The sequence below is a fragment of the Pseudomonas sichuanensis genome (genome assembly GCF_024749065.1).
GTDB lineage: Bacteria > Pseudomonadota > Gammaproteobacteria > Pseudomonadales > Pseudomonadaceae > Aquipseudomonas > Aquipseudomonas sichuanensis.
Genome location: NZ_CP087185.1, coordinates 2,005,295 through 2,029,969, shown reverse-complemented (window position 1 = coordinate 2,029,969; position 24,675 = coordinate 2,005,295). Strand labels below are relative to the sequence as shown.

The 24,675-nt window shown below is 63.7% G+C and carries 25 protein-coding genes and 1 pseudogene; 13 read left to right on the top strand and 13 right to left on the bottom strand.

Features of this window, described 5'->3' with window-relative positions:
• Window positions 1-8: 8 nt before the first annotated feature.
• Genes bufB through LOY51_RS09460 form a run of 3 tightly spaced genes read left to right on the top strand, consistent with a single transcriptional unit; the run spans window position 9 to window position 2,072 of the window.
• Window positions 9-842: an MNIO family bufferin maturase gene (bufB, locus tag LOY51_RS09470; protein ID WP_258645898.1), complete on the top strand. Its 834-nt coding sequence runs from the start codon at window positions 9-11 to the stop codon at window positions 840-842.
• The gene (locus tag LOY51_RS09465) at window positions 839-1,594 is read left to right on the top strand and encodes an HvfC/BufC N-terminal domain-containing protein (RefSeq protein WP_258645896.1); all 756 of its coding nucleotides are present in this window, start codon (window positions 839-841) and stop codon (window positions 1,592-1,594) included. Before bufB ends, LOY51_RS09465 begins: the two co-directional genes overlap by 4 nt.
• Window positions 1,595-1,604: 10 nt before the next feature.
• On the top strand, window positions 1,605-2,072 hold the full coding sequence (locus LOY51_RS09460) for a DoxX family protein (RefSeq protein ID WP_258645894.1): 468 nt from the start codon (window positions 1,605-1,607) through the stop codon (window positions 2,070-2,072).
• Between the two features lie 71 nt (window positions 2,073-2,143).
• Here the strand turns inward: LOY51_RS09460 and LOY51_RS09455 are convergent, their stop codons facing one another.
• From LOY51_RS09455 to LOY51_RS09425, 7 genes are all read right to left on the bottom strand, one after another.
• Window positions 2,144-2,593, bottom strand: coding sequence for an NUDIX hydrolase (locus LOY51_RS09455; protein ID WP_258645892.1), 450 nt, complete (start codon window positions 2,591-2,593; stop codon window positions 2,144-2,146).
• Window positions 2,594-2,665: 72 nt separating this feature from the next.
• On the bottom strand, window positions 2,666-3,136 hold the full coding sequence (locus LOY51_RS09450) for an arsenate reductase ArsC (RefSeq protein ID WP_258645890.1): 471 nt from the start codon (window positions 3,134-3,136) through the stop codon (window positions 2,666-2,668).
• A gap of 27 nt (window positions 3,137-3,163) precedes the next feature.
• Window positions 3,164-4,447 (bottom strand): arsenic transporter, encoded by a 1,284-nt coding sequence (locus tag LOY51_RS09445; protein WP_258645888.1) that lies wholly within the window; start codon window positions 4,445-4,447, stop codon window positions 3,164-3,166.
• Between the two features lie 22 nt (window positions 4,448-4,469).
• Complete coding sequence (locus LOY51_RS09440; RefSeq protein WP_125463407.1) at window positions 4,470-4,817, bottom strand: metalloregulator ArsR/SmtB family transcription factor; 348 nt, start codon at window positions 4,815-4,817, stop codon at window positions 4,470-4,472.
• A 318-nt stretch (window positions 4,818-5,135) separates the two neighbouring features.
• Window positions 5,136-5,969 carry a hypothetical protein gene (locus LOY51_RS09435; protein ID WP_223811896.1) on the bottom strand — a complete coding sequence of 278 codons (834 nt, stop codon included), beginning with the start codon at window positions 5,967-5,969 and terminating at the stop codon, window positions 5,136-5,138.
• 75 nt (window positions 5,970-6,044) lie between these two features.
• Window positions 6,045-7,898 carry a hypothetical protein gene (locus tag LOY51_RS09430; RefSeq protein WP_190306044.1) on the bottom strand — a complete coding sequence of 618 codons (1,854 nt, stop codon included), beginning with the start codon at window positions 7,896-7,898 and terminating at the stop codon, window positions 6,045-6,047.
• A 12-nt stretch (window positions 7,899-7,910) separates the two neighbouring features.
• Entirely contained in the window at window positions 7,911-9,425 is a 1,515-nt protein-coding gene (locus LOY51_RS09425; protein WP_125858071.1) for an OmpA family protein, read from the bottom strand.
• A 409-nt stretch (window positions 9,426-9,834) separates the two neighbouring features.
• Between LOY51_RS09425 and LOY51_RS09420 the strand changes: the two genes are divergently transcribed.
• The 3 genes from LOY51_RS09420 (at window position 9,835) to LOY51_RS09410 (ending at window position 13,768) form a co-directional block, all read left to right on the top strand.
• Complete coding sequence (locus LOY51_RS09420) at window positions 9,835-12,462, top strand: trypsin-like peptidase domain-containing protein (protein ID WP_258645885.1); 2,628 nt, start codon at window positions 9,835-9,837, stop codon at window positions 12,460-12,462.
• 50 nt (window positions 12,463-12,512) lie between these two features.
• Window positions 12,513-12,986: a hypothetical protein gene (locus tag LOY51_RS09415; RefSeq protein WP_258645883.1), complete on the top strand. Its 474-nt coding sequence runs from the start codon at window positions 12,513-12,515 to the stop codon at window positions 12,984-12,986.
• A 74-nt stretch (window positions 12,987-13,060) separates the two neighbouring features.
• Window positions 13,061-13,768, top strand: coding sequence for a hypothetical protein (locus LOY51_RS09410; protein WP_258645882.1), 708 nt, complete (start codon window positions 13,061-13,063; stop codon window positions 13,766-13,768).
• Between the two features lie 50 nt (window positions 13,769-13,818).
• On the opposite strand, the gene umuC is transcribed toward LOY51_RS09410, so the two are convergent.
• Window positions 13,819-15,093 (bottom strand): translesion error-prone DNA polymerase V subunit UmuC, encoded by a 1,275-nt coding sequence (umuC, locus tag LOY51_RS09405; protein ID WP_258646616.1) that lies wholly within the window; start codon window positions 15,091-15,093, stop codon window positions 13,819-13,821.
• Entirely contained in the window at window positions 15,086-15,517 is a 432-nt protein-coding gene (locus LOY51_RS09400) for a LexA family protein (RefSeq protein ID WP_258645880.1), read from the bottom strand. The genes umuC and LOY51_RS09400 overlap by 8 nt, the downstream gene beginning before the upstream one ends.
• A gap of 235 nt (window positions 15,518-15,752) precedes the next feature.
• Between LOY51_RS09400 and LOY51_RS09395 the strand changes: the two genes are divergently transcribed.
• Together LOY51_RS09395 and LOY51_RS09390 are read left to right on the top strand one after the other, a co-directional pair.
• Entirely contained in the window at window positions 15,753-16,529 is a 777-nt protein-coding gene (locus tag LOY51_RS09395; RefSeq protein WP_258645879.1) for an SOS response-associated peptidase family protein, read from the top strand.
• 445 nt (window positions 16,530-16,974) lie between these two features.
• Window positions 16,975-18,125 (top strand): IS3 family transposase gene (locus tag LOY51_RS09390; protein ID WP_258645820.1). Its coding sequence is split into 2 segments (ribosomal slippage): window positions 16,975-17,209 and window positions 17,209-18,125, totalling 1,152 coding nucleotides; the frame shifts between segments, so codons are not numbered across the junction.
• Window positions 18,126-18,470: 345 nt separating this feature from the next.
• Here the strand turns inward: LOY51_RS09390 and LOY51_RS09385 are convergent.
• Together LOY51_RS09385 and LOY51_RS09380 are read right to left on the bottom strand one after the other, a co-directional pair.
• Window positions 18,471-18,674: pseudogene (locus LOY51_RS09385) on the bottom strand (lysis protein); the annotation flags it as partial.
• Window positions 18,675-19,150: 476 nt separating this feature from the next.
• Window positions 19,151-20,401, bottom strand: a complete 1,251-nt coding sequence (locus LOY51_RS09380; protein ID WP_125858773.1) for an IS256 family transposase — start codon at window positions 20,399-20,401, stop codon at window positions 19,151-19,153.
• Between the two features lie 56 nt (window positions 20,402-20,457).
• Between LOY51_RS09380 and LOY51_RS09375 the strand changes: the two genes are divergently transcribed.
• The gene (locus LOY51_RS09375) at window positions 20,458-20,706 is read left to right on the top strand and encodes a hypothetical protein (protein ID WP_258645878.1); all 249 of its coding nucleotides are present in this window, start codon (window positions 20,458-20,460) and stop codon (window positions 20,704-20,706) included.
• A 155-nt stretch (window positions 20,707-20,861) separates the two neighbouring features.
• A complete protein-coding gene (locus LOY51_RS09370) occupies window positions 20,862-21,131 on the top strand; it encodes a DUF3077 domain-containing protein (RefSeq protein ID WP_125463394.1) in 270 nt (89 codons plus the stop codon).
• Between the two features lie 93 nt (window positions 21,132-21,224).
• On the opposite strand, the gene LOY51_RS09365 is transcribed toward LOY51_RS09370, so the two are convergent.
• Window positions 21,225-22,202: a tetratricopeptide repeat protein gene (locus LOY51_RS09365; protein WP_258645876.1), complete on the bottom strand. Its 978-nt coding sequence runs from the start codon at window positions 22,200-22,202 to the stop codon at window positions 21,225-21,227.
• A 267-nt stretch (window positions 22,203-22,469) separates the two neighbouring features.
• On the opposite strand from LOY51_RS09365, the gene LOY51_RS09360 reads away from it, so the two are divergent.
• Both LOY51_RS09360 and LOY51_RS09355 read left to right on the top strand, forming a co-directional pair.
• Window positions 22,470-22,766 (top strand): type II toxin-antitoxin system RelE/ParE family toxin, encoded by a 297-nt coding sequence (locus LOY51_RS09360; RefSeq protein WP_258645874.1) that lies wholly within the window; start codon window positions 22,470-22,472, stop codon window positions 22,764-22,766.
• Between the two features lies 1 nt (window position 22,767).
• Window positions 22,768-23,085 (top strand): helix-turn-helix domain-containing protein, encoded by a 318-nt coding sequence (locus tag LOY51_RS09355; RefSeq protein WP_125858059.1) that lies wholly within the window; start codon window positions 22,768-22,770, stop codon window positions 23,083-23,085.
• A 203-nt stretch (window positions 23,086-23,288) separates the two neighbouring features.
• Here LOY51_RS09355 and LOY51_RS09350 read toward each other — a convergent pair whose 3' ends face one another.
• The gene (locus LOY51_RS09350) at window positions 23,289-23,453 is read right to left on the bottom strand and encodes a hypothetical protein (protein WP_258645872.1); all 165 of its coding nucleotides are present in this window, start codon (window positions 23,451-23,453) and stop codon (window positions 23,289-23,291) included.
• Window positions 23,454-23,617: 164 nt separating this feature from the next.
• On the opposite strand from LOY51_RS09350, the gene dusA reads away from it, so the two are divergent.
• Window positions 23,618-24,625, top strand: coding sequence for a tRNA dihydrouridine(20/20a) synthase DusA (dusA, locus tag LOY51_RS09345; RefSeq protein ID WP_258645871.1), 1,008 nt, complete (start codon window positions 23,618-23,620; stop codon window positions 24,623-24,625).
• Window positions 24,626-24,675: the final 50 nt, after the last annotated feature.

Here is a 24,675-nt window from a genome sequence, read left to right as displayed (position 1 = left end):
GGCCGACCATGAACGGCAACACGCGGCTGGGCGCCGGGCTCGGGCTCAAGGCCGAGCACTACGCTCAGGCCTTGGCCCACCGCGCCGATGGGCTGTGGTTCGAAGTCCACCCGGAAAACTACATGGTCGGCGGCCCACGGCTCGCCTGGCTTACGCGCATCGCCGAGCAGCATCCGCTGTCGCTGCACGGCGTTGCGCTGTCACTGGCAGCCGATGCTGAACCGGATGCCGCGCACCTAGGGCGTTTGCGCGCCTTGATCGACCAGGTGCGCCCGGCGCTGGTGTCCGAACACCTGGCCTGGTCGACCTGGCGCGGCCAGTACCACCCCGACCTGCTGCCCTTCCCCCGCAGCAACGAGGCGCTTGGGCGGATCGCCGACAATATCCAGCGCAGCCAGGAGGCCCTGGGGCGGCGCCTTTCCATCGAGAACCCCAGCCACTACCTGCAGTTGCAGGGGCATGACTGGGACGAGATCGATTTCCTCGCCGAGCTGGTCCGGCGTACCGGCTGCGGCTTGCTGCTGGACGTCAACAATGTGCACGTCAGCGCACACAACCTGGGTTTCGACGCCACCGACTACCTCCATCGGTTCCCGGCCCACGCCGTGACCGAGGTGCACCTGGCCGGGTACAGCCACGACGACCAGGGCGCGCTGCTGATCGATTCCCATGACGCCAGCATCGCCGAGCCGGTCTGGGCGCTGTACCAAGGGTTGATCGAGCGCATCGGGCCACGCCCGACCTTGATCGAACGTGACGGCAAGCTTCCCCCCTTCAACGAGCTGCTCGCCGAGCGCGACCGGGCCCAGGCAATGCTGGAACAAACTGGAGCCTTGTCATGAATCCCTCTTTGCACCAGTTCCAGGACGCATTCATCGATGCACTGCAAGGGCGGCCGGCGCCACAACTGGCGGCGTTGACCGAACAGCCGGCGTTTGCGGTGTACCGCAACACGGTGCTGGCTGGCTGCGTCGATGCCCTGCGCGCCAACTTCCCCAGTGTCGAGCAGCTGGTTGGCCCAGCCTGGATGGGCGATGCGGCGGCAGCCTATGCGCAGCAGTCACCGCCCAGCGATACCCGGCTGATTTACTACGGCGCAACCTTTGCGGCCTTTCTCGAAGCGATGCAGGCGCAGCACGGCCTGCCTTACCTGGCCGATGTCGCGCGCCTGGACCGCTTGTGGAACGAGGCCTTCAGCGGGCCCTGCGATCCCTGCCTGGACCTCGCTGAACTGGTCGGCATGACCGCCAGCGACCTGGCGCACAGCCATCTGCACCCGCGCGCCAGCGTACGTTGGCACTGGTTCGCGCACCATCCGGCGTACAGCCTGTGGCGCTACAGCCGCGAACAGTTGGCCTGGCCGCAGGAGCAGCCCTGGGTCGGCGAAGGTGTGCTGCTGAGCGGCGATGCCGACGGTGTGCGCCATCACCCCCTGGAACACGGTGGCTGCGCCTTTCTCCAAGCCTGTGCCGGCGGGCTGACGCTGGATCAGGCATCGCAGCTTGCGCTGCAAGCCCAACCCGACCTGGACTTCAGCGACCTGCTCGGTCGGCTGTTGCAAGCTCGGGCTTTTCGTCCACTCACATTCGCCTGAAGGAGCTGCCATGGACATCACCCACCCCAACGGGCCGGCAAACAGCCTGCGCCACCACTGGAACCGGCTTGCCGAACGCCTGCAACAGCTGCTGGGCGACAACCTGTTGTGCCTGGTTGCCCGGTTCGGCATCGCCTCGGTGTTTTTCCTGTCCGGCCGCACCAAGGTCGAAGGCCTGCTGACCATCACCCCCAGCACCTACGAGCTGTTCCGCAGCGAATATGCCCTGCCGCTGCTCTCACCCTGGCTGGCGGCGCACCTGGCCGCCTATGCCGAGCACCTGTTCCCGCTGCTGCTGGTACTCGGCCTGCTGACCCGGTTGTCGGCCCTGGCCTTGCTCGGCATGACCACGGTCATCGAAGTGTTCGTCTACCCCGATGCGTGGCCCACCCACCTGACCTGGGCCGGCCTGCTGTTGTTACTGATCGCCCGAGGGGCCGGGGCCTTTTCGCTGGACCGATTGCTCAAGCTACGTTGATGCCTACCAACGCTTGACGCAGAAACCTGTAGGAGCGGCCTTGCCGGTCCGGCGCCCCGGCAAGGCCGCTCCTACAGGGGATCGCAATCAACCCACTTGCCCTTATGGCCGTGCGCCTGCAGCGCGGCGCCGAGGAACGCCAGCGCCCGCTGGAACAGCGGATGACATTCGTTCAGAGGCAGCTGGTCGAGCTCGGCCCAGAAAAATTCGAACACATGACCATGGTCGTCGAGTGTCTGATGAGCCCATTGTTCCGGTAGCGGCCCCTTCACTTCACACAGCTGGAACGACCAGACCTGCCCCTGGTGGCCGGCATCCCAGCACCCCAGGTCAGCCTTGATCAGCGCACCGCGGATCCCGGATTCCTCGCACAACTCACGCACGGCTGCCGCACCCGGCGCTTCGCCCTTTTCGATGCTGCCCTTGACCAACTGCACACCCGCCAGAGGATGGCGGAACAGCAGCAGCCGGGGATACGGCGAGGATGACAGCACCACTGCACAGGCTTTGTTGGGGAGCATGACGGTTTCCTTGTCGGCGCTTGCGGCCGGCGATCATACGCCGTGGGCCGGCCCCTTCCGAGCAGCAAAGGCTCAAAGACCGCCAATACGCTGCAACTCGCGTTTGAGCGCCTCGGGTTCCAGCGTGGCGAACGGCAACGCGAAGAACGCCATGCATCGCCGCTCGATATGAGCCAGGGTGGCCTGGAAGGCGGCATCGATCGCCGCCTCGTCACCCACCACCTCGGAGGGATCCTCCAGCCCCCAGTGGGCCTTCAGCGCCGGGCCAAAGTACACCGGGCAGGCCTCACCCGCCGCCTTGTCGCAGACGGTGATGACGATGTCCGGCGGGTTGTCGGCAAAGGCATCGTTACCCTTACTGCTCAGGCCGGCGATGGCGATGCCGGCCTGCTGCAGGGTCGCCAGGCTGCGCGGCAGCACCTGGCCCTTGGGAAAACTGCCGGCACTCACCGCCTGGAAGCCTTGCGGCGCCAGGTGGTTGAACACCGCTTCACTGAGGATGCTGCGGCAACTGTTGGCCGTGCACATGAACAGGACTCGCATGAAAGCTCCTTCGCAGGGTGGTGGGTGTCACAGGCTCAGGCGCAGCGCCAGGGCCGACAGGGTGATCAGCAGTACCGGCAAGGTCAGCACAAGGCCGACCTTGAAGTAGTAACCCCAGCTGATGCGCATGCCTTTGCGCGCCAGCACGTGCAGCCACAGCAGCGTGGCCAGGCTGCCGATGGGGGTGATCTTCGGCCCGAGGTCGCAGCCGATGACGTTGGCGTAGATCATCGCCTCGCGCACCACGCCCTCGGCGCCGCTGGCCTGGATCGACAGCGCCCCGATCAGCACGCTGGGCAGGTTGTTCATCACCGACGACAGCAGCGCCGCGAGCAGGCCGGTGCCTAGGGTGGCGCTCCACAGGCCGTGGGCGGCGAGCTGATCGAGCAGCCGGGCAAGCAGGTCGGTAAGGCCGGCGTTCTTCAGCCCGTACACCACCAGGTACATGCCCAGGGAGAAGATCACCACCTGCCAGGGCGCCTCGCGCAGTACCCGGCGGGTGGAGATGCGGTGGCCACGGGCGGCGACCGCGAACAGCAGCGCCGCGCACACGCTCGCCACCACGCTGACCGGGATACCCAGCGGCTCCAGGGCGAACAGGCCGACCAGCAGCAACAGCAGCGTCGCCCCACCGACGGCGAAGGTGGCCGGGTCACGTATCGCCGAGCTCGGCGCCGGCAAGGTGTCGGCCGGGTAGTGCTGTGGCAGGTCACGGCGGAAGAACAGCCACAACACCAGCAAGGTGGCGCCAATGCTGGCCAGGTTCACCGGCACCATCACCGCGGCGTAGTCGGCGAAACCCAGGCCGAAGTAGTCGGCCGAGACAATGTTCACCAGGTTCGACACCACCAGCGGCAGGCTGGCCGTATCGGCAATGAAACCGGCGGCCATGACGAACGCCAGGGTAGTTGCAGGGGAAAACCGCAGCGCGATCAGCATCGACATGACGATGGGGGTGAGGATCAGCGCCGCACCATCGTTGGCGAACAGCGCCGAAACGGCGGCGCCAAGCAGGATGCAAAAGGCGAACAGGCGATGAACACTGCCCCTCGCCCAACGCGCCACATGCAGGGCCGCCCACTCGAAGAAGCCCGCCTCGTCCAGCAGCAGGCTGATGATGATGATCGCGATGAAGGTGGCGGTGGCATTCCAGACGATGGCCCACACCACAGGGATGTCCTGCAGCGAGACCGCGCCCACGGCCAGGGCGATGATCGCGCCCAGCGTGGCGCTCCAGCCAACGCCAAGGCCCCTGGGCTGCCAGATGACCAGGGTGAGGGTGAAAACGAAGACGGCAACGGCGACCAGCATGGGGACCTCGCTTGGCAGGTGTTCAGCAGCAGGCGGCAGTGCGCACCGGGCGCTCTTGCATGTTCTGCAGGCGTGTGGCGTTGGCCTGCAGCCACGTGGCATTGGCCTGCAGCGTCAGCTGCAGCACCTCGTGCACCCAGGCAGGCAATTGCGGATTGAGACGGTAGTACACCCATTGGCCCTGGCGGCGATCCAGCAGCAGGCCGCTGCTGCGCAACTGGGCGAGGTGGCGGCTGATCTTGGGCTGGCTGTCGTCCAGGGCGCACATCAGTTCGCAGACGCACAGCTCGCCCAGTTGAGCGATCAGCAAAGTGGCGCGAGCGCGGGTCTCGTCCGCCAGGCTCTTGAAGAGCTCGGGTGGGGTGATCATGGCAAAACCTTTGAGCAGTGTGCGATCGAAGAGCTTGGGCTGACGGCGGATGCCGGGGTGGCTGCTTGATTCTTTTTTGACGCTGCCGGCCCTTTCGCGGGTAAACCCGCTCCCACAGGCTCACCACAATGTTGGAAGGTTGTGGTGAACCTGTGGGAGCGGGTTTACCCGCGAAGGGGCAATACATATGGAGATGCGAATATACGGATTTCCATATACAAAACACAGCCCTGTGACCGTAATTTTTCGAATTCGGCCAGCCACCAGGTGCTGCGTGCTGCAGCCATTGCGACTGCGGCGCGCAGCACAGCCGTGCCATCACTCCAGGGTGGCGGTCAGCTCCGGGTTGCCAAAGCCTTGCAAGGTTGCGTTGGACTTGTCGAAGTAGGCGCGCCAGAAGGTTTCCAGGTTCTGGATCATCTTGCCGCTGCGGTAGCCGTTCTTGGCCGTGGTCGGCACGAACGCCGCGCCGTGCACATAGATGCGCGCACCGCCGAAATCGGCCAGCAGGTTCTGCTTCTGCACTTTGGCCAGCTCGACGTTGGGGTCGATCTGGCGGATGCCGTTGGCCTGGTAGAAGCTGCCGAAGTCGCTGTATTCGAGCATGTCCGACATCACCAGGATGACGTGCTCGTTGACGTTTTCGGCCTTCTGCAGGTCTTCGCCGACCGCCTTGAGGCTGAACAGGATCTCGCTGCGCGGAATGTCCGAGCTGGACTTGCCCATGACCCCGGCGAACGCCTTGCCGAAACGCTGGTACAGCAGCGCCGACTGGCCTTTGAGGCAGTTGTCCAGCTTGCGTGCCGACATCATCGGCACATTGCCCAGCACCGCCTCGTCGAGGGGCTTTTCCAGCTCTGCGGCGTATTGCAGGCGCGTGTAGTGCCCGTCCAGGTAGGCGCTGAACGAGTACAGGCGCAGCTTGTCGCCCGGCTGCAGGAAGCGCTTGATGTGCCCCCATGCAGTGCGTTGCAGGTCAGTGGTCAAGGGCGTGGTCTGGTCGACCACGACGGTGAGCAGGCGCCCCGAGGGGGCGCTGCGGAACTCGTCGACCCGGGCCTGGGTGTAGCAGCTTGGCAGGTCATTGCGCTCGGCCGCCATCAGGGCGCTCGGCGCAAGGATCAGGGCAAGCAGCAGGCGCTTGAGTTTCATCGTACCTCCGAAGGGGGTGTGCCCGGGCCGAGGCGCTAGCGCTATGGGCAGCGCCTCGGCGGGCGGTGAGTCCGGTCAGGCCGGCTGGCTGTTGGGCTTGTCCAGCATCTGCAGGCGGCGGGCACGCTTGAGCGTGTCGAGCTCGGCCCCCAGGCGCTGTGCCACGTAGGCCAGGTCGTCCTCGTGGAACTCGGTCAGGTCACCGTACTGGTGCGGGTCGAACCCGCCGACGGCAGGTGCGGGGGCCGGGGCAACCGCCTCGACCGGCGCAGGCGCGACCGCCACTTCCACCACCGGGGCTGGCGCGGCGACTGGCGCAGGGGCTGGCGCGACGGTCACGGTGACCGGTGCGGTAGTGGTCACCGCCACCGCCGACTGGCTGACATCCACGCTGAACATGGTCACCAGCCCATTGAAGGCATCGCGGTACTGCTGCAACTGCGGGTCGTTCATCTGGGCGATGCGTGGGCGTGCAACCCGGATGATCTCCTGGATGCGCGCGTTGTCATCGGCGGCGATGGCGGCCTTGAGGTCTTCGGTAGCCTTGATGATGTAAGCCTCCACCACCTTGAGGCTTTCATTGGCCATGCTGTCGGCGTTCTCTTTCTTGCGGCGGAACGCCCGGCGCGCTTCCTGCTCGGCGATGAATACGCTGAAGGTGCGCTTGGCGTTGTCCTTGCGCAGCTTCTCGCGGTCGTCGCCGCTGACCCGGAACACGCTCAGTTGCAGGGACTGCAGCTTGCCCAGCGAATCCTGGGCGTCGGTGGCGACTTCGCGCGCCTTGGTTTCGTGGTAACGCACAAAATCGGCGGCGCTGGAGAACTTGCGCACCAGGTCCCAGGCGACCCGCGAGTGGGTGCCGGCGAAGCCGAAGCGGTAGGCCAGGAAGGTACTGGTGAGCTGGATGAAGATGAACAGCCCGCTGAGCACGGCGAAGGTCACCAGCGAAGCACGGTGCAGCGCGTCGATCTGATCCTGCGCCGACTTGCCCGCCGCCTCGTTGGCGATACCCTGCATGTCGCTCGGTACCGGGAAGCTGTCGTCAGCGCCAGCCGGGAAGTCATCGGCCGCTTGCGACACCGCCGGCGGATGGGCGATCAACTCGGCTTCCTGGGCGTTGAGAGTTTCGGTGCGCACCCAGAAGGCCGCGATCGCCAGGCCCAGGATGAACACGCCATAGGCCACGACCAGGCCGAAGCGCTTGGCCGGCTTGTCGCCGTTCTTGGGCAGCTTCACCCGATTGAGCATCTGCTGGTAATGCGGCTTGCCATCATCGATGTGGGTATTGTCGAGGGTCACCAGGTGGGTACGCACCATGTCGCCGTCGGCACCCGAGGCGCGCACGCTCTCGTAGCCGAGAATCTTCGCTACCACGTTGTTGAGGTAAAGCTGGCGGCCGGCGAACTCGGACAGGAACACGCCGATGATCGAGATCACCAGGCCGATGGCGAAGGCACCGGCGATGGCGGTGTTCGGGGTGGCCAGGGTCAGGGCGAACGGTGCCAGGGCGAAGCCGAAGGCACTGGCCTCGATCAGCATCAGCACGATGATCAGCAGCCACAGGCTGAAGCCCTTCTCGTGGCGGTTGTCTTCGTCGATCTTGCCCAGGTAGTCCTGGCAGCGACGGAAGTTGGCTTCCGACGGCTGGTGGTTGAGGTAGTAGGTTTCGTAGAGGCGGCACAGCTGCGCCTCGGACTCATAGAAACCGACGGCGTTCGGGCACTCCTGGTCGGCCGCCTCACGCGAGCCCGGGTGCTTCACCCAATGGGCGACACGGCCGAGCCATGGCAGGCCGATACGCAGCTTCATCAACCAGTAACGGACCTCATACCAGTGAGTGATGATCGGAATCGCCAGGAACAGGGTCGTGACGATCGGCACCACGATGTGCCAGTAAAGCGAAAAGAATGTGCGGATGGCATCTAGCATTGGTTGGTCCTGTTAGCGCGCAAGCTTGGGTTTGAACTGGGCGACGTAGGCGTTGTTCTGTTTGGGGTAGTAGATCTCGCCGGCGACGGCGGAACCGGCACGCTTGTCGAAGACGATGTCCATGCAGGTGACGGGGGTTTTCTTCTGGTCCACCGCGAAGACCCGATAGAGGATCTGGGTTTCACCTTCGTAGGTGTTGGCCACCGAGCTGTACACCGGGCTCTGCTTCTTCGAGCCGCTGGCGAAGTCGGAGATGAACTGCATCTTCGGCGCCACCGCCACCTGGGCGTTGTCGCGCAGGATGCCCACCGGGCCGACCGTGGCCACATGGCCATTGACCTTGCTGCCCCAGACCTGGCCGTTGAGGCCAGGGAAGAAGTCGTTGGTGCGGTAGTCCTTCAGGGTGGCGCCGGTAGCCAGGTTCTTCACCTCGCCCTCGACCCGCGGCAGGTCGCCCACGCACGAGGTCACCGGCGCGCTGGCGTAGGCCGGGCTGATGACCGAGAAGGTCGAGCTTTTGGGCGTGATGTTCGAGGCCAGTGCCGACTGGGTGCTGGTGACCGGCTCCCCGCCAAAGTCGATGCCGCCCTTGCCATCGAGCTGCACGATGACCGCCGCTGCGGACTGGTCGGGCAAGGTCGGCGCCTTGTCGTTATTCACCGGCGCAGGCGCACGGGTGGTCTTGGCGACCTTGGCCTGCTTGCCCTGCGCCTGGGCCTTCACCTTGGGCTGGGCCGCCGTGCCGTGGGCCAGGTACTTGGCGTTGCTGCGCTCGTCGTTGACCCGCTTGACCAGCACCTGCTCGTTGTCCACCTCGACGAACTCGACGCGGCGGTTCTGCGCGCGCCCGGCGTCACTGGCGTTGTCGGCCAGTGGGCGCGAGGCACCGGCGCCCTGGTAATAGATGTCCTGGCGGGCGATACCGGCGCTGGCGAGGATATCGCCCACGGCACGGGCGCGCTGTTCGGACAGACGCTGGTTCAGCTCGGCGCTGCCGGTGGAGTCGGTGTGCCCGACCACCAGCACTTTCTTGCTCGGTTTGCCGGGCTCGGCCTTGCCACGGTTGTTGGCGAACTCCCGGGCCAGGGCGCTGAGCTTGCGCGTGCCATCGGCGGTCAGGGTGGCGGAGCCGGAGGGGAACATCTCCTGCATCTGCACCTGGGCCTCGAGGCCGACCGAGGCCTTCTTGCCGGTGCTGGCATCGACCACCTCGATTTCACGCACCTGCGCCTGCAGCCCTTCCTGGGCGGCGACCGCCTTGAGCCGATCGACTCGCTGCTTATAGGCATAGCCTGCGGCGCAGCCCACTGCCCCGCCGGCCACCGAGCCTGCTGCGATCTGCTTGCCGTTGCCCCCCGCCGCCGCCACGATCGCCCCGCCGATCACGGCACCGGCCAGCGCGCCAGCACCGCAAGCGAAACCATTGGAGTTGTCACCGAGCGTCTTGTCGATGGTGGCGCAACCACTCAATCCGAGCGCGACCGCCGCGGCCAGCGCAGTGGGCCGCATGAAGCTGGAGCCGAACATTTCCCTTCCTCTTTGCTGCCCGCTGCAGCGGGCGTTTTCAGCGTCAGTGCCGGATGCCTGGCCGCCGTGCCCGGCAGCATCCTTGTAAACCCGCTTGAAAAAGGCGCGTGCGCACACCGACAACGGGCCTGCTTGCAGGCTCGCCGGGGCGATAAGGGGGGAGTGGTGACAGGGACTCCATTCCCGCGGGTACGCTGCCTTTCCTGGCGTTTCATGGCTAGGGGCCACTAGTTACTATGAAACTGCCTGTATTACAAGATTTGTCCAAGAAACCGGCGTCAAACTGCCGCAGAGGCGCACCTTGACGCTGGCGATGACAACCCGAGAGCGCCCAGGCCAGCACCTATAATTGCCTGATACTGGCCCGGCGCCACCGGGCCAGCCAGGCGATTGACTGCTGGAGTACACCGTGAGCCTTCCATGCCGACGCTGTTGGCCATTGCTGGCCCTGGCCCTCGCCTGCCCCGCCCATGCTGCGGTGGACGCCGTCGACAACCAAACGCTGAGCACCCTCCGCGCCCAGGCCGAAGCCGGCGACCCAGCCGCCGCCCAGCGCTACGGCTGCCTGTTCATCGACCAGCCAGGTGTCGAGCCGGATGCCGCCAAGGCCCGCCAGTGGGTGGAACAGGCGCGCAACCTGCCCGCCCTGCTGCGCCGCGCCGACGCAGGCGACACCGACGCCATGGTGCAGATCGGCGACACCTACTTCGACACCTGCCTGCACGACAGCTTTGCCCCGTTGGCCATGGCCTGGTACCGCAAGGCGGTGGCCGGCGGCGATATCCGCCGCGCCTGGCGCTTGATGGACGATGCCCGGACGCTGGACGAAAAGCGCCACTGGGCCGAGATTGCCGCCGCCATCGTCACCCCCGAGGGCAAGCCCAGGGACAACCGCTATGGCGGCGAGACGTTTTTCGGCAACCTCGCCGAGCACAGCGGGCAGGATATCCCCTGGGGGCTGCGCCATGCGCCCGGCACCCGCTACCTGAGCCTGCGCCCGCTGCAGGTTCGCCTCAAGCCCGACCCCGCGTCCCCGGTGATCCAGGACATCGGGCGCTGGCACCTGGTGTATGCACGCCCGGCCCAAGCGCCCGGCTGGCTGGCGGTGATTGCAGCCAGCGAAGGCCCCTACCCGGATACCTTGGGCTACCTCAACCCCATCGACACAGCCTCGGTAACGCGTTTTCTCGACCGGCAACCGCAGGTGCGTCCCGACCGCCAGGCGGTGTATGGCCTGGTGGGTTATTTGCGCGAAACGGACCTGGCCAGCCTCGACCAGCCTGCGCCCCTGCCCTTGCCCACGGTGGGCCTGATGCCCGTACCCTCGCTGTGGCGAGGTATCGGTATCGAGGAAGACCGCCGGTTCATCACCGATTTCAGCCAGCCGCCCTATGACGCCCTGGTGCAGGTGAAAGCCCAAGACGGCAGCTGCAGCGGTGCCGTGGTGGGCACGCCGACCCTGGTGGTCACCGCCGGCCACTGCGTCGACAAGACCGACCGCAAAGGCAAGGTGCAGGTGATATTCGAGCGCTCGGCCGAGCACAAGGAAGTGATCCCGGCCACTTTGGTCAGTTACCAGCACAAGGGCGGCGCGGACTGGGCCCTCCTGCGCCTGCGCAAGGCGCCCGCCACGCCGGTGACGCCGCTGGCCTTCGCCGACAGCTTCGACGCCGCCCGCTCGGCGCAACTGCAAGTCGCCGCCATCGGCTACCCCGGCGACCTGTTCAAGCTGTCCATGGCCAGGCTGGGCTTCGTCGCGCCCTCACTCAAGCAGTGCACCCTGGACATCAGCCGGCACAGCTACAACGCCCAGCAACGGACCATCCTGTTCAACCACTACTGCAACATCTGGTTCGGCGACTCTGGCGGGCCTCTGCTGGTGTGGAACTCCGGCAACGCCCGTTTCGAACTGCTGGGCGTGCACGCCGGCGTGGACGATGGCTTCGAAGGCACCCACCGCAAGACCCTGTTCACCGACAGCCGCTTCAGGGCCCTGATGTACAAGGCCTACCAGGACGTGGAGGTGCCGTTGCTGGGCAACCGCCAGCAGGCGTTGGACAAGGCGGCCTACTTCCGGCCGGCGCAGCAGGCCGACAAGGACAACCCCGGGGTTTCGACGGTGGCACGGGCCTACCGCGAGCGGGTCGAGAGCCTGTATTTCGACCGTTCGACCCTGAGCCTGGCGCTGATCGACACCCTGCGCCAGCAGGCCGGCCAAGGGCCACGGCGGGATGCCCCCGACAAGCTGGGTTTCTGGACCACGCCGCCAGAGGACGGCTTCAAGGCGATCGGGCCCGTCGATGAAGCCCGCCTGGCTTGCGCAGCCACCTGCAACAAGGCGGTGCTGCGCGCCAGTGGCGCGAACCTGCGCTATGGCGAGCCGGTCGATTTGCAGCAAATGGCCAGGCGCGACGACACCCTGGTGATGCCGGGCTCGCGACGCGTCATCGTTGGCGGCGATCTGTTCCACGTGGGGAACGATGGCCGGGTGGACGCCGTTGCCCGGCAGTTCATGAACCTCAAGGCCAGTGGCCCGGGGTTCAATGCGTTCTACCAAAGCCGCTACGGTGAGCCCGCCGAGACAGTGGCCAAGGAAGAATCGTTGGCCACGGATGTCGAACCCACCAGCGTGCTGCATGCCGGACCGAGCCTTGGCAGCGACACCCCCATCCGCATTCCCGGTGGCCAACTAATCACGACGGCAGCGCTCACCCGTGAACTTGCTACGCCCAAGCCGCCCGTGGTGATTGCCGCCATAGGCGCCAGTACCGGCATTCCCGGTGCCATCGACCTGCACTACGGCGCCGAGGGCGGCGCCTTCAGCGACCAGACCCAGCAACGCCTGGCCAACGACCTGCAAGCGTTGACCCACGGTGACAAGGCGCGGGCGCTGGTGTTCTATGGCCACCACCCACAATGCTGGATGAGCTATAACAGCGCGCTGCGCGCCATTGCCCTGGGCTACCGCCAGGTGTATTGGTACCGCGGCGGGATGAAGGCGTGGGTCAGGTCGGGGGCGCCGCTGGACTGGATGTGACAGGCCCATCACCCCGACCGAATGCAACCACTCAACCTCAAGGCCCTACCATGAACCGAAAAGCACGTCGTGCTGCGATGCTTGCCAGCCTGGCCGATGCCCCGGTGCCCGTGCGCAGGTTCGACGCTGACTGCATGACGCTGATACCCGAGTGCCGGTCGATCATCGACGCCCTTTCGCTCGTAGCCAACGGCGGCGCGCAATGGGCGCATCGCGCCGTCACGTTATGGTTCGATGGCCCGGCACCTGCGTGGGTGCTGCTCTACCAGTTCCCGGACATGGCCCCGTACTTCGACTTCGCGTATAGCAGCAGGCAACCGCCGCAACAGGCCTTGGCCGCGTTACTGGCCAGGTACCCCCAGTGCAAACTGCTCGATTGGTCCCCCGGCCATCTTGTATGCCTTGAAGCGGTCGAGATGACCCTCGAAGCGCAGGCCGAGATGATCGGCGACTTTGCCGAAACGGTCTGGGCGCTGCGCGAACCGCAGATCACGGTTTCCTACGAAGTACGAGGCAGGGCGTGAGGGGCCTGCGCTTGGCGCTTTCTTGGTAGACTCGCGCCTCTCGACGCCAATCGCCACGGATGCCACTTTTTGTCATGAGACGCCTGCTCACGCCTCTGCTGTTTACCTGCCTCAGCCTCCAGGCGCACGCCCAACCCGCAACGCTGCTTCCCGGTGAAGCGGAGTATCGGCAAGCGGCGCCGATCCTCGACGAGATTGACCGCAGAATGATGGAGCTGGTGAATCGACGCGAGCCAGACGGCCGAATGAACGAAGCGTCCAGGCTGGCGTTCGTCGATTACACACAGCAGCATCTACCCAGCGCCAACAAACTGCTGGAGGCCGCCATCGCTGCCGGCAACCCGGCCGCTGAGTATCGCTTGGCGCAGTTGCTCGGTGTCCTGGACGGCCAGGGGCAGCGTGCCAAGATATGCGGGTTGTTCAAATCGAGCCTCAATCGCGGCTTCACGCCTGCGGCGCTGCAAATGCGCGTGAACTGCCTGAGCGATATCGACACACCCGAGTACATTGCGCAGGTCAAGGCCTTGCCGGAAATGCCCGGGCCTTATGCGCGCTACTATCCGCAGCCGACCATTCTTGAGTACTGCTCGCAGGCTCGGCCAATGCCCACCGTGGTAATGCAACTTGATGAACCGGCCTTCAGGGCGAATCTGTATTTCGCCATGCGCGATGTGCTGGTTGATGCAGGCGCCAAAGACAAAAACGTGAAGTTTGCGTATCAGTTTAAAGCCCTCGAGTACGGTTGCCCGCGGGTTCAGGGGTGGCTGGACAGGCAGATATGACCGCTTGGCGCCGGTGAATCAGCCTGCGGCGGCCCGCACTGTGCAGCAACTCACCGCGACCCCACCGTCCACAACTGCTCGATCCGCGTGGTATAGGACGGGCTCATCATCGCCCGGCGCATCCCCCACTCGGGCGTTGCGGGCACGCTGCCGGCCCTGAGCGTCCCCCGCCCATAGCGCCCGTTGACCTCGTCCAGTACCGACATCAGCCGGCCACTCGCCAACGGCTGGCCCTGGGCGAACAGGTCATCGCTGAACTCCCCCGGCTGGCGCAGATCCAGCAGCAACACCTCGGCCTTGCTGTAGCGGTAACCGGCCTGGTAGATCCGCGCCACCGCCTCGGTCGCCATCCGCGTCAGCAGCAAGGTGTCGTCTGTAGGGTATGGCAGCTCCACCAGCACGCCCTGCACGTGGTGGCGTTCATCGGGGTTGAACAGCCCGGTGCGGATGCTCACCCGCATGCGCTTGCACAGCGAGCCCTGGGCCCGCAGCTTCTCGGCGGCGCGCCCGGTGTAAGTGGCCACCGCCTGCTTGATCGGCGCCAGCTCGGTGAGGCGCTTGCCGAACATCCGGCTGCAGCAGATCTCCTGCTTCGGCGGGTCGGTTTCTTCCAGCGCCAGGCACGGCGTTCCGGTGAGCTCCCGGGCGGTCTTCTCGACCACCACGCTGAACTTTTCGCGCAGCAGCCGCGGGTCTGCCAGGGCCAGGTCCATCGCCTTGCGGATGCCCAGCTCGGCCAGGTGCGCGGTCATGCGCTTGCCGATCCCCCACACCTCCTCCACCCCGGTATTGCGCAGCACCCAGTCACGCTTGAACGGCTCGCAGATGTCCACCACCCCGCCGGTTTGCGCCTGCAAGCGCTTGGCCATGTGGTTGGCCAGCTTGGCCAGGGTCTTGGTGCGGGCGATGCCCACCCCCACCGGGATGCCGGTACAGCGCAGCACCCGAGCGCGGATATCGCGGCCGAACTGGGTGAGGTTGCCCGGGATGCCGGTGAAGTCGGCAAAGCATTCGTCGATGGAATACACCTGCACCGCCGGCACCATCGACTCGATCAAGCCCATCACCCGCTCGCTCATGTCGCCGTACAGCGCGTAGTTGGACGAGAACGCCAGCACCCCGTGCCGGCGCAGCTTGTCGCGGATCTGGAAGTACGGCTCGCCCATCCGCGCGTAGGCCTTGGCCTCGGCACTGCGGGCGATCACGCAGCCGTCGTTGTTGCTCAGCACCACGATCGGCGTGCGCGCAAGGTCGGGGCGGAACACCCGCTCGCAGCTGGCGTAGAAGCTGTTGCAGTCGATCAGCGCGAACACCGGCTCAAGCATTGGGGTCATGGCTACGCACACTGAAGGTCACCACGCCCCAGATCGCCAGCTCGTCGCCTTCGAGGATGTAGCGCGGCGGGTAGCGCGGGTTCTCCGAGCGCAGCGCCACCTCGCCAGCGACCCGGTGCAGGCGCTTGCACAGCGGCTCGCCGTTGACCGCCGCGATGACGATATGCCCGTGGCGCGCCTCCAGGGCACGGTCGACGATCACCAGGTCGCCGTCGAAGATCCCGGCGCCCTGCATGCTGTCGCCGTCTATCCTGACCAGGTACATGTGCGGCGCACGCAGGTTGAACAAGTCGTCCAGTGACAGCGGTTGCTCCATATGGTCCGCCGCCGGCGAAGGGAAGCCCGCCGGTACGCGAAACAGGTAGCGTGGGAGCGAAGCACTCCCACACGCAATCGGGCCGAGGATGGCGGTCATGATGCAGCCTTGAAATAAACTGTATGTATATACAGTTAATGGTGATTCCAGGCGCCGGTCAATTTCGGCGTAGGAAATTTCGACAAATGGAAACCCCGGCGCATATCCCAGGCTCAAGAGATCAACGTGGGAGCGGGCTTGCCCCGCGATCACCGGCAAAGCCGGTGCCATGCGCCCCATAACCGACAGCCCCCAAAACCCCAGCTGCATGCAACGCCCAAAAATGGAGGCCCCCATGTGCGGACGCTTCGCCCAATACCAAGGCCTGGCCGACTACCTGCGTGAGCTGCAGGCCGAGCAGGACGTGGTCAGCGGCTACGACAACCACCCCATCGCCCGCTACAACGTGGCCCCCGGCAGCCGCGTGCTGGTGCTGCACAACGCCGAGGACGGCTTGCGCATCGACCCCTGCCACTGGGGTTGGGCGCCGTTCTGGGCCAAGGACAAACGCCCCGCGCCGATCAATGCCCGGGTCGAGACCGTGACCACTGGCAAGTTTTTCAAGGCACTGTGGCCCCAGGGCCGGGCGCTGGTGATGGCGGATGGGTGGTATGAGTGGGTGGCCGATCCGCAGGACCCGAAGCGCAAGCAGCCGTATTTCATCCGCCTGAAAAGTGGCGCGCCGATGTTCATGGCGGCGCTGGCCGAGGTGCGGCCGGGGTTGGAGCCGAATGAGGGGGATGGGTTTGTAATCATCACCGCGGCCAGTGATGCGGGGATGATGGATATTCATGATCGTCGGCCGCTGGTGCTGGGGGCGGAGCATGCGCGGATGTGGATTGATCCGGAGTTGACGGCTGTTGAGGCTGAGCGGGTGGCCAGGGAGCAGTGTTTGCCGGTGGAGGCGTTTGAGTGGTTTGCGGTGGGGCGCCAGGTGGGGAATGTGCGTAATGAGGGGGCGGAGTTGATATTGCCGGTGGTGGGGGCGGTGGTTACGGCGCGCACCGAGATACCGCGTCATGCCAACAAGGCGGACAGCGGTGATGCCACAGGCATGACTGGCCCGAAATAGATGTGGGAGCGGGTTTACCCGCGAAGCGCCGCGCGGGCGGCGCTCGATCTCATAGGCGCTGCAAACCTGTCGCCATGCACCTAGTGGCCCACATGCGACCTCAAGGCAGGCGCCTGGAAATGACACCGCTGGTTTTGTTGAGTCAGCATTCGGTAATGGCCGCCATGTGCATGTCAGGGTATTGGGGTGAGGGCCACCAGGTGCTCGCCGGGAATTTTGCAGCGCTCTCTAGACCGAGCGCCGCCCGCGCGGCGCATCGCTGGCAAGCCAGCTCCCACATCTGTTTCGGGCCAGTCACTCCTGTGATTGCACCGCTGTCCGCCTTGTTGGCACGACGCTATATCAGTGTGGGCATTGCAACCGCTGCGCCAGACTTAAGCCATGAATCGCCCCTGGTTTCGTAGACACCTCCAAGCCTCATAATGAGGCCCAAATAGGAGGTGCCATGAGTCGTCAGCGTTACCCCGAAGAATTCAAGATCGAAGCGGTCAAGCAAGTGACCGAAAAAGGCAAACCTGTCGCCGAGGTCGCCCAGCGCCTGGGCATGTCCGTGCACAGCCTTTACGCTTGGATCAAGGTCTACAGCAAGCCCCAAGAGCAGCGTCAGCAAGACAATGATCAGCAGGCTGAACTGCGCAAGCTACGCGCTGAACTCAAGCGGGTGACAGAAGAGCGAGACATCTTAAAGAAGGCCGCCGCGTACTTTGCCAAGGAGTGCGGCTGAAGTACGCCTTCATCAACAAGCACTCGACGGATTACCCAGTGCGTCGCCTTTGCCAAACCCTCAAGGTGCATCCCAGCGGCTACTACGCTTGGTTGGCCGAGCCTCAATCTGCCCGAGCCAAAGAAGATCAGCGCCTGCTTGGCTTGATCAAGCGGGCCTGGTTAGAAAGCGGCGGCGTGTATGGCTATCGCAAGATTCACGATGACCTGCGAGAGCTAGGAGAGATCTGTGGGCGAAATCGAGTCGGTCGCTTGATGCAGGCAGAGGGGCTGCGTTCGCAAACGGGCTATCGCCGTCGTCCTGGGTTTTATGGCGGAAAACCAACAGTGGCATCGCCCAACCATCTGGCCCGGCAGTTCAAGGTCTGTGAGCCGAATAAGGTCTGGGTGACCGATATCACCTACATCCGCACCTATGAAGGGTGGCTGTACCTGGCGGTAGTGCTGGATCTGTTCTCTCGCCAAGTCATTGGTTGGTCAATGAAGCCCAGGATGAGCAGCGACCTAGCCATCGACGCCATGCTGATGGCCGTGTGGCGACGCAAGCCACAGCAGCAAGTGATGATTCACTCAGACCAAGGCAGTCAGTTCAGTAGCTCAGATTGGCAAAGCTTCCTGAAGGCCAACAATGTGATCAGCAGCATGAGCCGACGGGGAAACTGCCACGACAATGCCGTAGCCGAGAGCTTTTTCCAGCTTTTGAAGCGGGAGCGAATCCGACGAAAGATCTACGCAACGCGTGACGAAGCCCGAAGTGATATTTTCGATTACATCGAGATGTTCTATAACCCCAAGCGTCGACACAGCAGTGCTATGCAGCTGTCTCCAGTAGAGTATGAGAAACGCTATTTCCTGAGCTTGGAGAGTGTCTAGGAAACCAGGGGCGATTCATATAGATTTAATGACACCACAATTTTAATTCTTTCAAAAATCGAAAAATCCCGTAGGGCAGTACACCCCGATTGTGTTGGAGTATTAACGAAAACAAGCGCCAAAGCCCCATACACAAAGGGCTTTGCGCCTTTTTGTACCTTCTGGCAAGACGCCAAAAGGGCATAGAGGGGCATAGAATGGCGCTCGGTTTGCCCCATTTTTGCCCCATGACATCTACGGACTCGGTGGGCCGGGCTGGATGTTGACGCATCCACCCGGCTCGCCTCTTTACTACTTCGTGACTTCGCGCACGTAGGCCTTGCAGGCCTTCGACGCGATCACTGCTCAATCGCCCTCGTCGGGGATGGCGACAATTCGTCCAGCATGCGCTGGGTCATGCTGGGCGCGTAAGGCTTCATCCACCACCCCTGCGGTGCCGGCGGGCGCTCGCACCCCACCGCTACAAGCCTGGGCGGCGGCGACTCCAGCGTCGACTAGGACTGATAGCCTCAGGTCAGCAGTAGTAAGCAAGTCGCGCAGGCAGGCCTGAACGTGTTAAGCATCCAAAAGGCAGCACAAGCGCACTCGCCCGTGACCTCGCCATATCCAGGCAAGACTCAATATTCGCAGAACCAGAAAGTGCCGAAAGTGATTAACGACAATCAGACTTAACCCCTTCCTTGTAGTCCATTTCCCAAACATACTCTTGCCGCCTTTTTTTCCGTTGCGGTCGCCCGGGCAGGCCCCTAGTCTCGGCGAGTCGCTGGTGTTCAGCGACCGGCTTTGACAGGCCGCGACGGTAATCACGCATACGGTTAGTCTTCAATGGCGGCTGTACGTGTGGGCACGCTTGCGTGCGCCGGAACTTAGTGATTCCGCCGGTCTGTCAACCCGCGTACAGCTGCCACCCTTCTGTTTGACAGCAGGCAGGTGGTGGCAAATCTCAAAGGAATCATACGATGCGGGACTGTCAGATTTTTTGTGTGCGGGCCGGTAATGGCCTGCCGCTAGGCAGGCCCTGATTCTCACCAGGTTGGCCTGATGAACCGATCTCCATACAGAATCGCAAATTGATTCATCGCGCTTTTCCAGTCATGGGCCGGTTTTCCCCAATTGGCTGTGATGTTGCGCAATCCCAGCCAAATCAGTTTGGTCGCTGCATCATCATTCGGGAAATGTCCGCGAGTCTTGATGACCTTGCGTAGCTGGGCATTGATGCTCTCGATGGCGTTGGTGGTATAGATCACCTTTCGGATGGCGGGCGGGAAAACAAAGAATGGAATCACGCGATCCCAAGCCCGTCGCCAAGCAGCCACCACCGTCGGATATTTCTCGCCCCACGGCCCGTTCTCAAACTCATCGAGTGCTTGCTCAGCCGCTTCGGCATTGATGGCTTGGTAAATCGGCTTCAGCTCCTTGGCCAGAGCCCGCCGCTTGTCCCAGGCCGCGTAGTCGAGGCTGTTGCGGATCAGGTGCACGATGCACGTCTGCAGCGTCGTTTCTGGAAACACTGCGCTGAGGGCCTCTGGCATGCCTTTGAGGCCATCGGTCACGGCAATCAGCACATCTTCGACGCCACGCTTCTTGAGGTCGTTAAAGACCTTCATCCAGAACTTCGCACCCTCGGTGTTCTCGATCCAGATGCCCAGGATATCGCGCGTCCCGTCGGGGAGAACGCCCAGGGCCAAGTAAATGGCCTTGTTGCGAACCAGACCTTCTTCGCGGATCTTCACCCGCAGCGCATCGAAGAAAATGACCGGGTACATCGGCTCCAGTGGCCGCTGTTGCCACGCGCCAATCTCTTCCATGACCTCGTCTGTCACAGAGCTGATGAAATCGGGTGAAACGTCGGTTCCATACTGCTCGGACAGGAAGGCCCGGATCTCTCTGACCGTCATTCCACGGGCGTACATGGCGATGATTTTGTCATCGAATCCGGTGTAACGGCGCTCATGCTTGGGGATCAGAATGGGCGAGAAGCTGCCGTCACGGTCCCGAGGGATATCCAGCCGTAGCGGGCCATCGCCTGTCAGCACTGTCTTGCCACTCGTGCCATTGCGCTGGTTGGTCTCATCCTCTGGGCGCTGCGCGCCCGGAGGATAGCCCAGGTGATGGCCAAGTTCGGCGTTCAGGGCCCGCTCGATCAACGCTTTCTTGAAGGCGGCAGAAGCCTCTTCGATAGCCTCTGCGGTCATCAGTGGGGTTGCGGAAAACTGTTCAAGCAGCTCTTTCGGGACCTTCGGTAACTCTCGAAGCGGTTTCTTTTTGGTTGGCATGCATGCACCTCTTACTCATGGTATGCCCGAACACAAAATTTCTGACACCCTCTACGATGCTAAAGATCGTCCCCGATCCACCCCACAACCACCACTCCCTCGAAGACACCCTCATCCAAGCCACGGAGTACGCCCTGTGCGCACAGGCCGTGGCGCATCAGGCCATTTCGGTCCAGCAGCCCAAGACGCCCGCGTCGATTCTGATCATGGCGTTGATGCATGAGATCGAGGCGCTGCGGGTGCTGCTCGAGTCGGCGTTGATTCAGGTGCAGATGCCGCAGCTGGAGCGCCGGGCGTTCCACTAGGCCGTTGGTCATGTGTCGCCTGAGCTGGCGCTATCGCGGGGCAAGCCCGCTCCCACGCCACCCCCAGCCCGCAGGGTTATGCCTGCATCCGTGGGAGCGGGCTTGACCCGCGATGGGGCCCGCCCAGGCACCGATCATTTCAGGGAGAGTGAGCAATGAATACAGACGACACCACGCCCCGCACCACTGCGGGCAAAACCAAGTTCTACCAAGGCGAAGGGATGACCGCCCCGTTGTTCTGCATCGAGCCCGGCATCCCTTGCCAACATGCGCGGGACCAGGCCTCGGAGCTGATGGGCTGCGTGCGTGACCTGACCATCGCCGGGATCATGGAGGAAAAGCCGCAACTGCTGTGGGCGTCGTATTACCTGAGCGCGCTGGCCAAGGCGCTGATGGATGATGCGGAGCTTGGGATGAAGCACTGAGGCCTTTGTAGCCTGGGCGGGCCTGTTCGCCGGCCAAGCCGGCGCCTGCAGCGGGGCGTTGGTCCGCTGGACAGGCCGGCCAGTACCCGAGGTTCAACTGCCGAAGAAGCCGGGGCCAAGGATAATCGGGGCCACCATATCAGGGGTTCGCATGCCCGACGGCGCCATGTAGGGATCATCCATCGGCAGCTTGTCCAAGACCCTCAGCACCGTCTCATCAAGCTGCGAATCGCCGCTGCTTTCGACAAGGGAGACGGCGGGGGGGCCCTGCTCTACCGGGAACCGATACGACACCGTAAGCCTCATCCACTCGGTGTAGCGGAATTTTTTGAGCGACGCATCGCGTTTGATCTTCATTTGCTGAAGGCTCTGGAACCCGCTGATCCAGAGCTGGTTGTACTTCTCCACCTGCGCGGTATCCAACGACATGCCGTTGTCCAGCAACGCACGCATAGCCCCCCACGCGGGGTCACGGAAATTGCGGGTCGTCTGCATGTAAAGGTTCAAGGCGCCCTGCACATCCTGCGGCCCGCCCTTGCCCTGCTCCATCAACCCGCCCAGCCCAACCACACCACCTGGGCCGGCCTGCCTGAAGAGGGCACGCGCCCGGACGAAGTCTACCGGCTCACCGACACCGTCACGCGCCATGCGGCCCAGCTCGACGTAGGCAGTGGGGTCGTTGGGGGCTGCTTGCAGGTAAAACATGCGAGCGCGGTACAGGTCCTGGGATACCCCGTTACCGGCTTCGTAGAGGGTGCCCAGCAGATGCTGGCAAAGCGCATGGCCTTGCTCGCTGGCCATCGTGACCTGCCGCACGTCGTCCGGCCCTGCAGTTCGGCGGCCCAGCACGCGGTAGCAGGTTTTGGACTGCTCATCACTGTGGCTGAAGTCGAAGGTTCCGAGTGCCCCGTACGGGTTGCGCTTTACATCGAGGTAAACCTCAAAGACCGTACGAGGTGGCGGCTTGATGTGGGCCTTGACGTATCCGTCGGTGGTCTGGCCGAGCATTTCCAAAGCCTGGCAAACACCGACAGTGGCCATCAGGGCAATGAATGTGAGGTAGCGGGTCATGAGGTGGCGGTGTCCATACGTGTCATGGGGGCGATCCATCAATGTTGCGCGGTGCGCATGCTAGCAGTGGCAGCCAAGGCGAGTCATTGCCGGTGAAGCCCATGGCCATCATGTTATGCACACAGTAAAGCGGGCTTGCCCCCCATGGTGACGCCACACCCAAGGATGGGTTCGCTGGTAATGGCAAGGTTCCGCGGAACCATGTCTTTGGTCCGGCGATAGGAGGGAGATATTGTCTGCAGTGCGGGATTCCCGTACATTCTGGCCATGCGTACCGTCATAGAGACGCCTACATTTCAGAAGAACGCCGCCAAGCTGTGGTCTGATCACAAGCGCGTGGCGTTCATCGACTGGATCGCGGCCAATCCGCTGGCGGGAGATGTCGTCCCAGGCGCGGATGGGGCGCGCAAAGTACGTTGGGGGCGCTCCAGCGCCGGTAAATCCGGCGGCGCACGGGTGATTTACTTCAACCTGTCTGAAGACGAGATTGTGTTGTTGGTCACGGTCTACGCCAAGGCCGAGCGTGCCAATATGAGCCCAGCTGAGATCAGCAAGGTGGTATGAAATGCGTGACATAGATATTGAAAAGGTTGCCAAGGCAATCGAAGACGATGCTGGCGAGGCGATCCCCGATTTGCGCCAAGCGCTTATGGAAGCGAAAGCAGGCGCAGGACGCGTCACTACCCCTGAACAGATGTTGGTGCGCCAGGCCCGAGAACGTTCCGGGCTGACTCAGGCCCTTTTCGCTGAGCGTATCGCCACTCCCGTTGCGACGCTTCGCGATTGGGAGCAAGGGCGCTTCGTACCACCGGGCGGCGTTCTCTGCCTGATGCGCCTGATTGCAAGGCATCCGGAGCTTTCACAGGAGCTGGCGAATTCTTGATCCGCCGTCGCCAGTTTGATACTGAAACTGGCGAATAGCTGCTGCCCCATTGCGCCTCGCTGGATGTATGTGGTGTGCCATCCGGGCGACCCGGGCTGGATCGAAATGGTCTGATGCGCCACAGCCTGCGCGCGCAGAGCGTACTCCATGGCCTGGATAATGGTGTCTTCGAGGGAGGGGTGGTTCGGGGTGGATCGTCAACATCATGATTTTCCTCTGACGTGCGGCCACCTGCCTGTTGCCAAACAGAAGATGGCTTCTTCAGCCGCAATCTGATGGCGCGTCCACTCCGCAGCGATCGCAGGGTTCTCGATGATCTGCTGCTCGATGCGCTGGGTCTCTCTGAACTCAAGCGCTTTGGCGTTCATCGTCCATTGACTGGGTTTCCCCATCCGAAATCAACCTACCCAGCACCTTATCGTCGATCGAATCGGACGAATCCCCCCGCGCTTGGTAAACTGGCGCCCATCTACCTTTCCATCGCCTGCCAGCGGCCTGCCGCCTGGCTCCGTCGAGTGCGTGCCCCAGACTTATGCCATCACCAACCGCTACCTCCCCTGCCCTGCACCCTGAGCCGTCCCGCCGTTTCAGCGTTGCACCGATGATGGACTGGACTGACCGCCACTGCCGGTTCTTCCTGCGTCTGCTGTCGAAAAACGCCCTGCTCTACACCGAAATGGTCACCACCGGCGCGCTGCTGCACAACGATGCCCAGCGCTTCCTGCGCCACGACGTCTCCGAGCACCCACTGGCCCTGCAATTGGGTGGCAGCGTGCCGGCCGACCTGGCGGCCTGTGCGCGGCTGGCCGAGCAGGCGGGTTATGACGAGGTCAACCTCAACGTCGGCTGCCCCAGCGACCGGGTGCAGAACAACATGATCGGCGCCTGCCTGATGGGCCATCCGGCGCTGGTGGGCGATTGCGTCAAGGCCATGCAGGATGCGGTCGGTATTCCGGTGACGGTCAAGCACCGCATCGGCATCAACGGCCGCGACAGCTATGCCGAGCTGTGCGACTTCGTTGGCCAGGTGCGCGATGCTGGCTGTCGCAGCTTCACCGTGCATGCGCGCATTGCCATTCTTGAAGGGCTGTCGCCCAAGGAGAACCGCGAGATCCCGCCGCTGCGCTATGACGTGGCGGCGCAGTTGAAAGCGGACTTCCCGGACCTGGAGCTGGTGCTCAACGGTGGCATCAAGACCCTCGAAGAGTGCCGCACGCACCTGCAGACCTTCGATGGGGTGATGCTGGGGCGCGAGGCGTATCACAACCCGTACCTGCTGGCCGAGGTTGACCAAGAGTTGTTTGGCAGCGAGGCGCCGGTGGTGAGCCGCAGCGAGGCGATGGAGCGGCTGCGGCCTTATATCGTCGCGCATATGGAAAGCGGCGGTGCGATGCACCATATCACCCGGCATATTCTCGGGCTGGGCCAGGGGTTCCCGGGGGCGCGGCGCTTCCGGCAGTTGCTGTCGGCGGATATTCACAAGACCGACACGCCGCTGGCGGTGCTGGATCAGGCGGCGGAGTTGTTGCAGGGGCGGTGAGGCTGCCGGGGCCAAGTGTGGCAACCACTGCCTTTGTGCTGCGCACGATA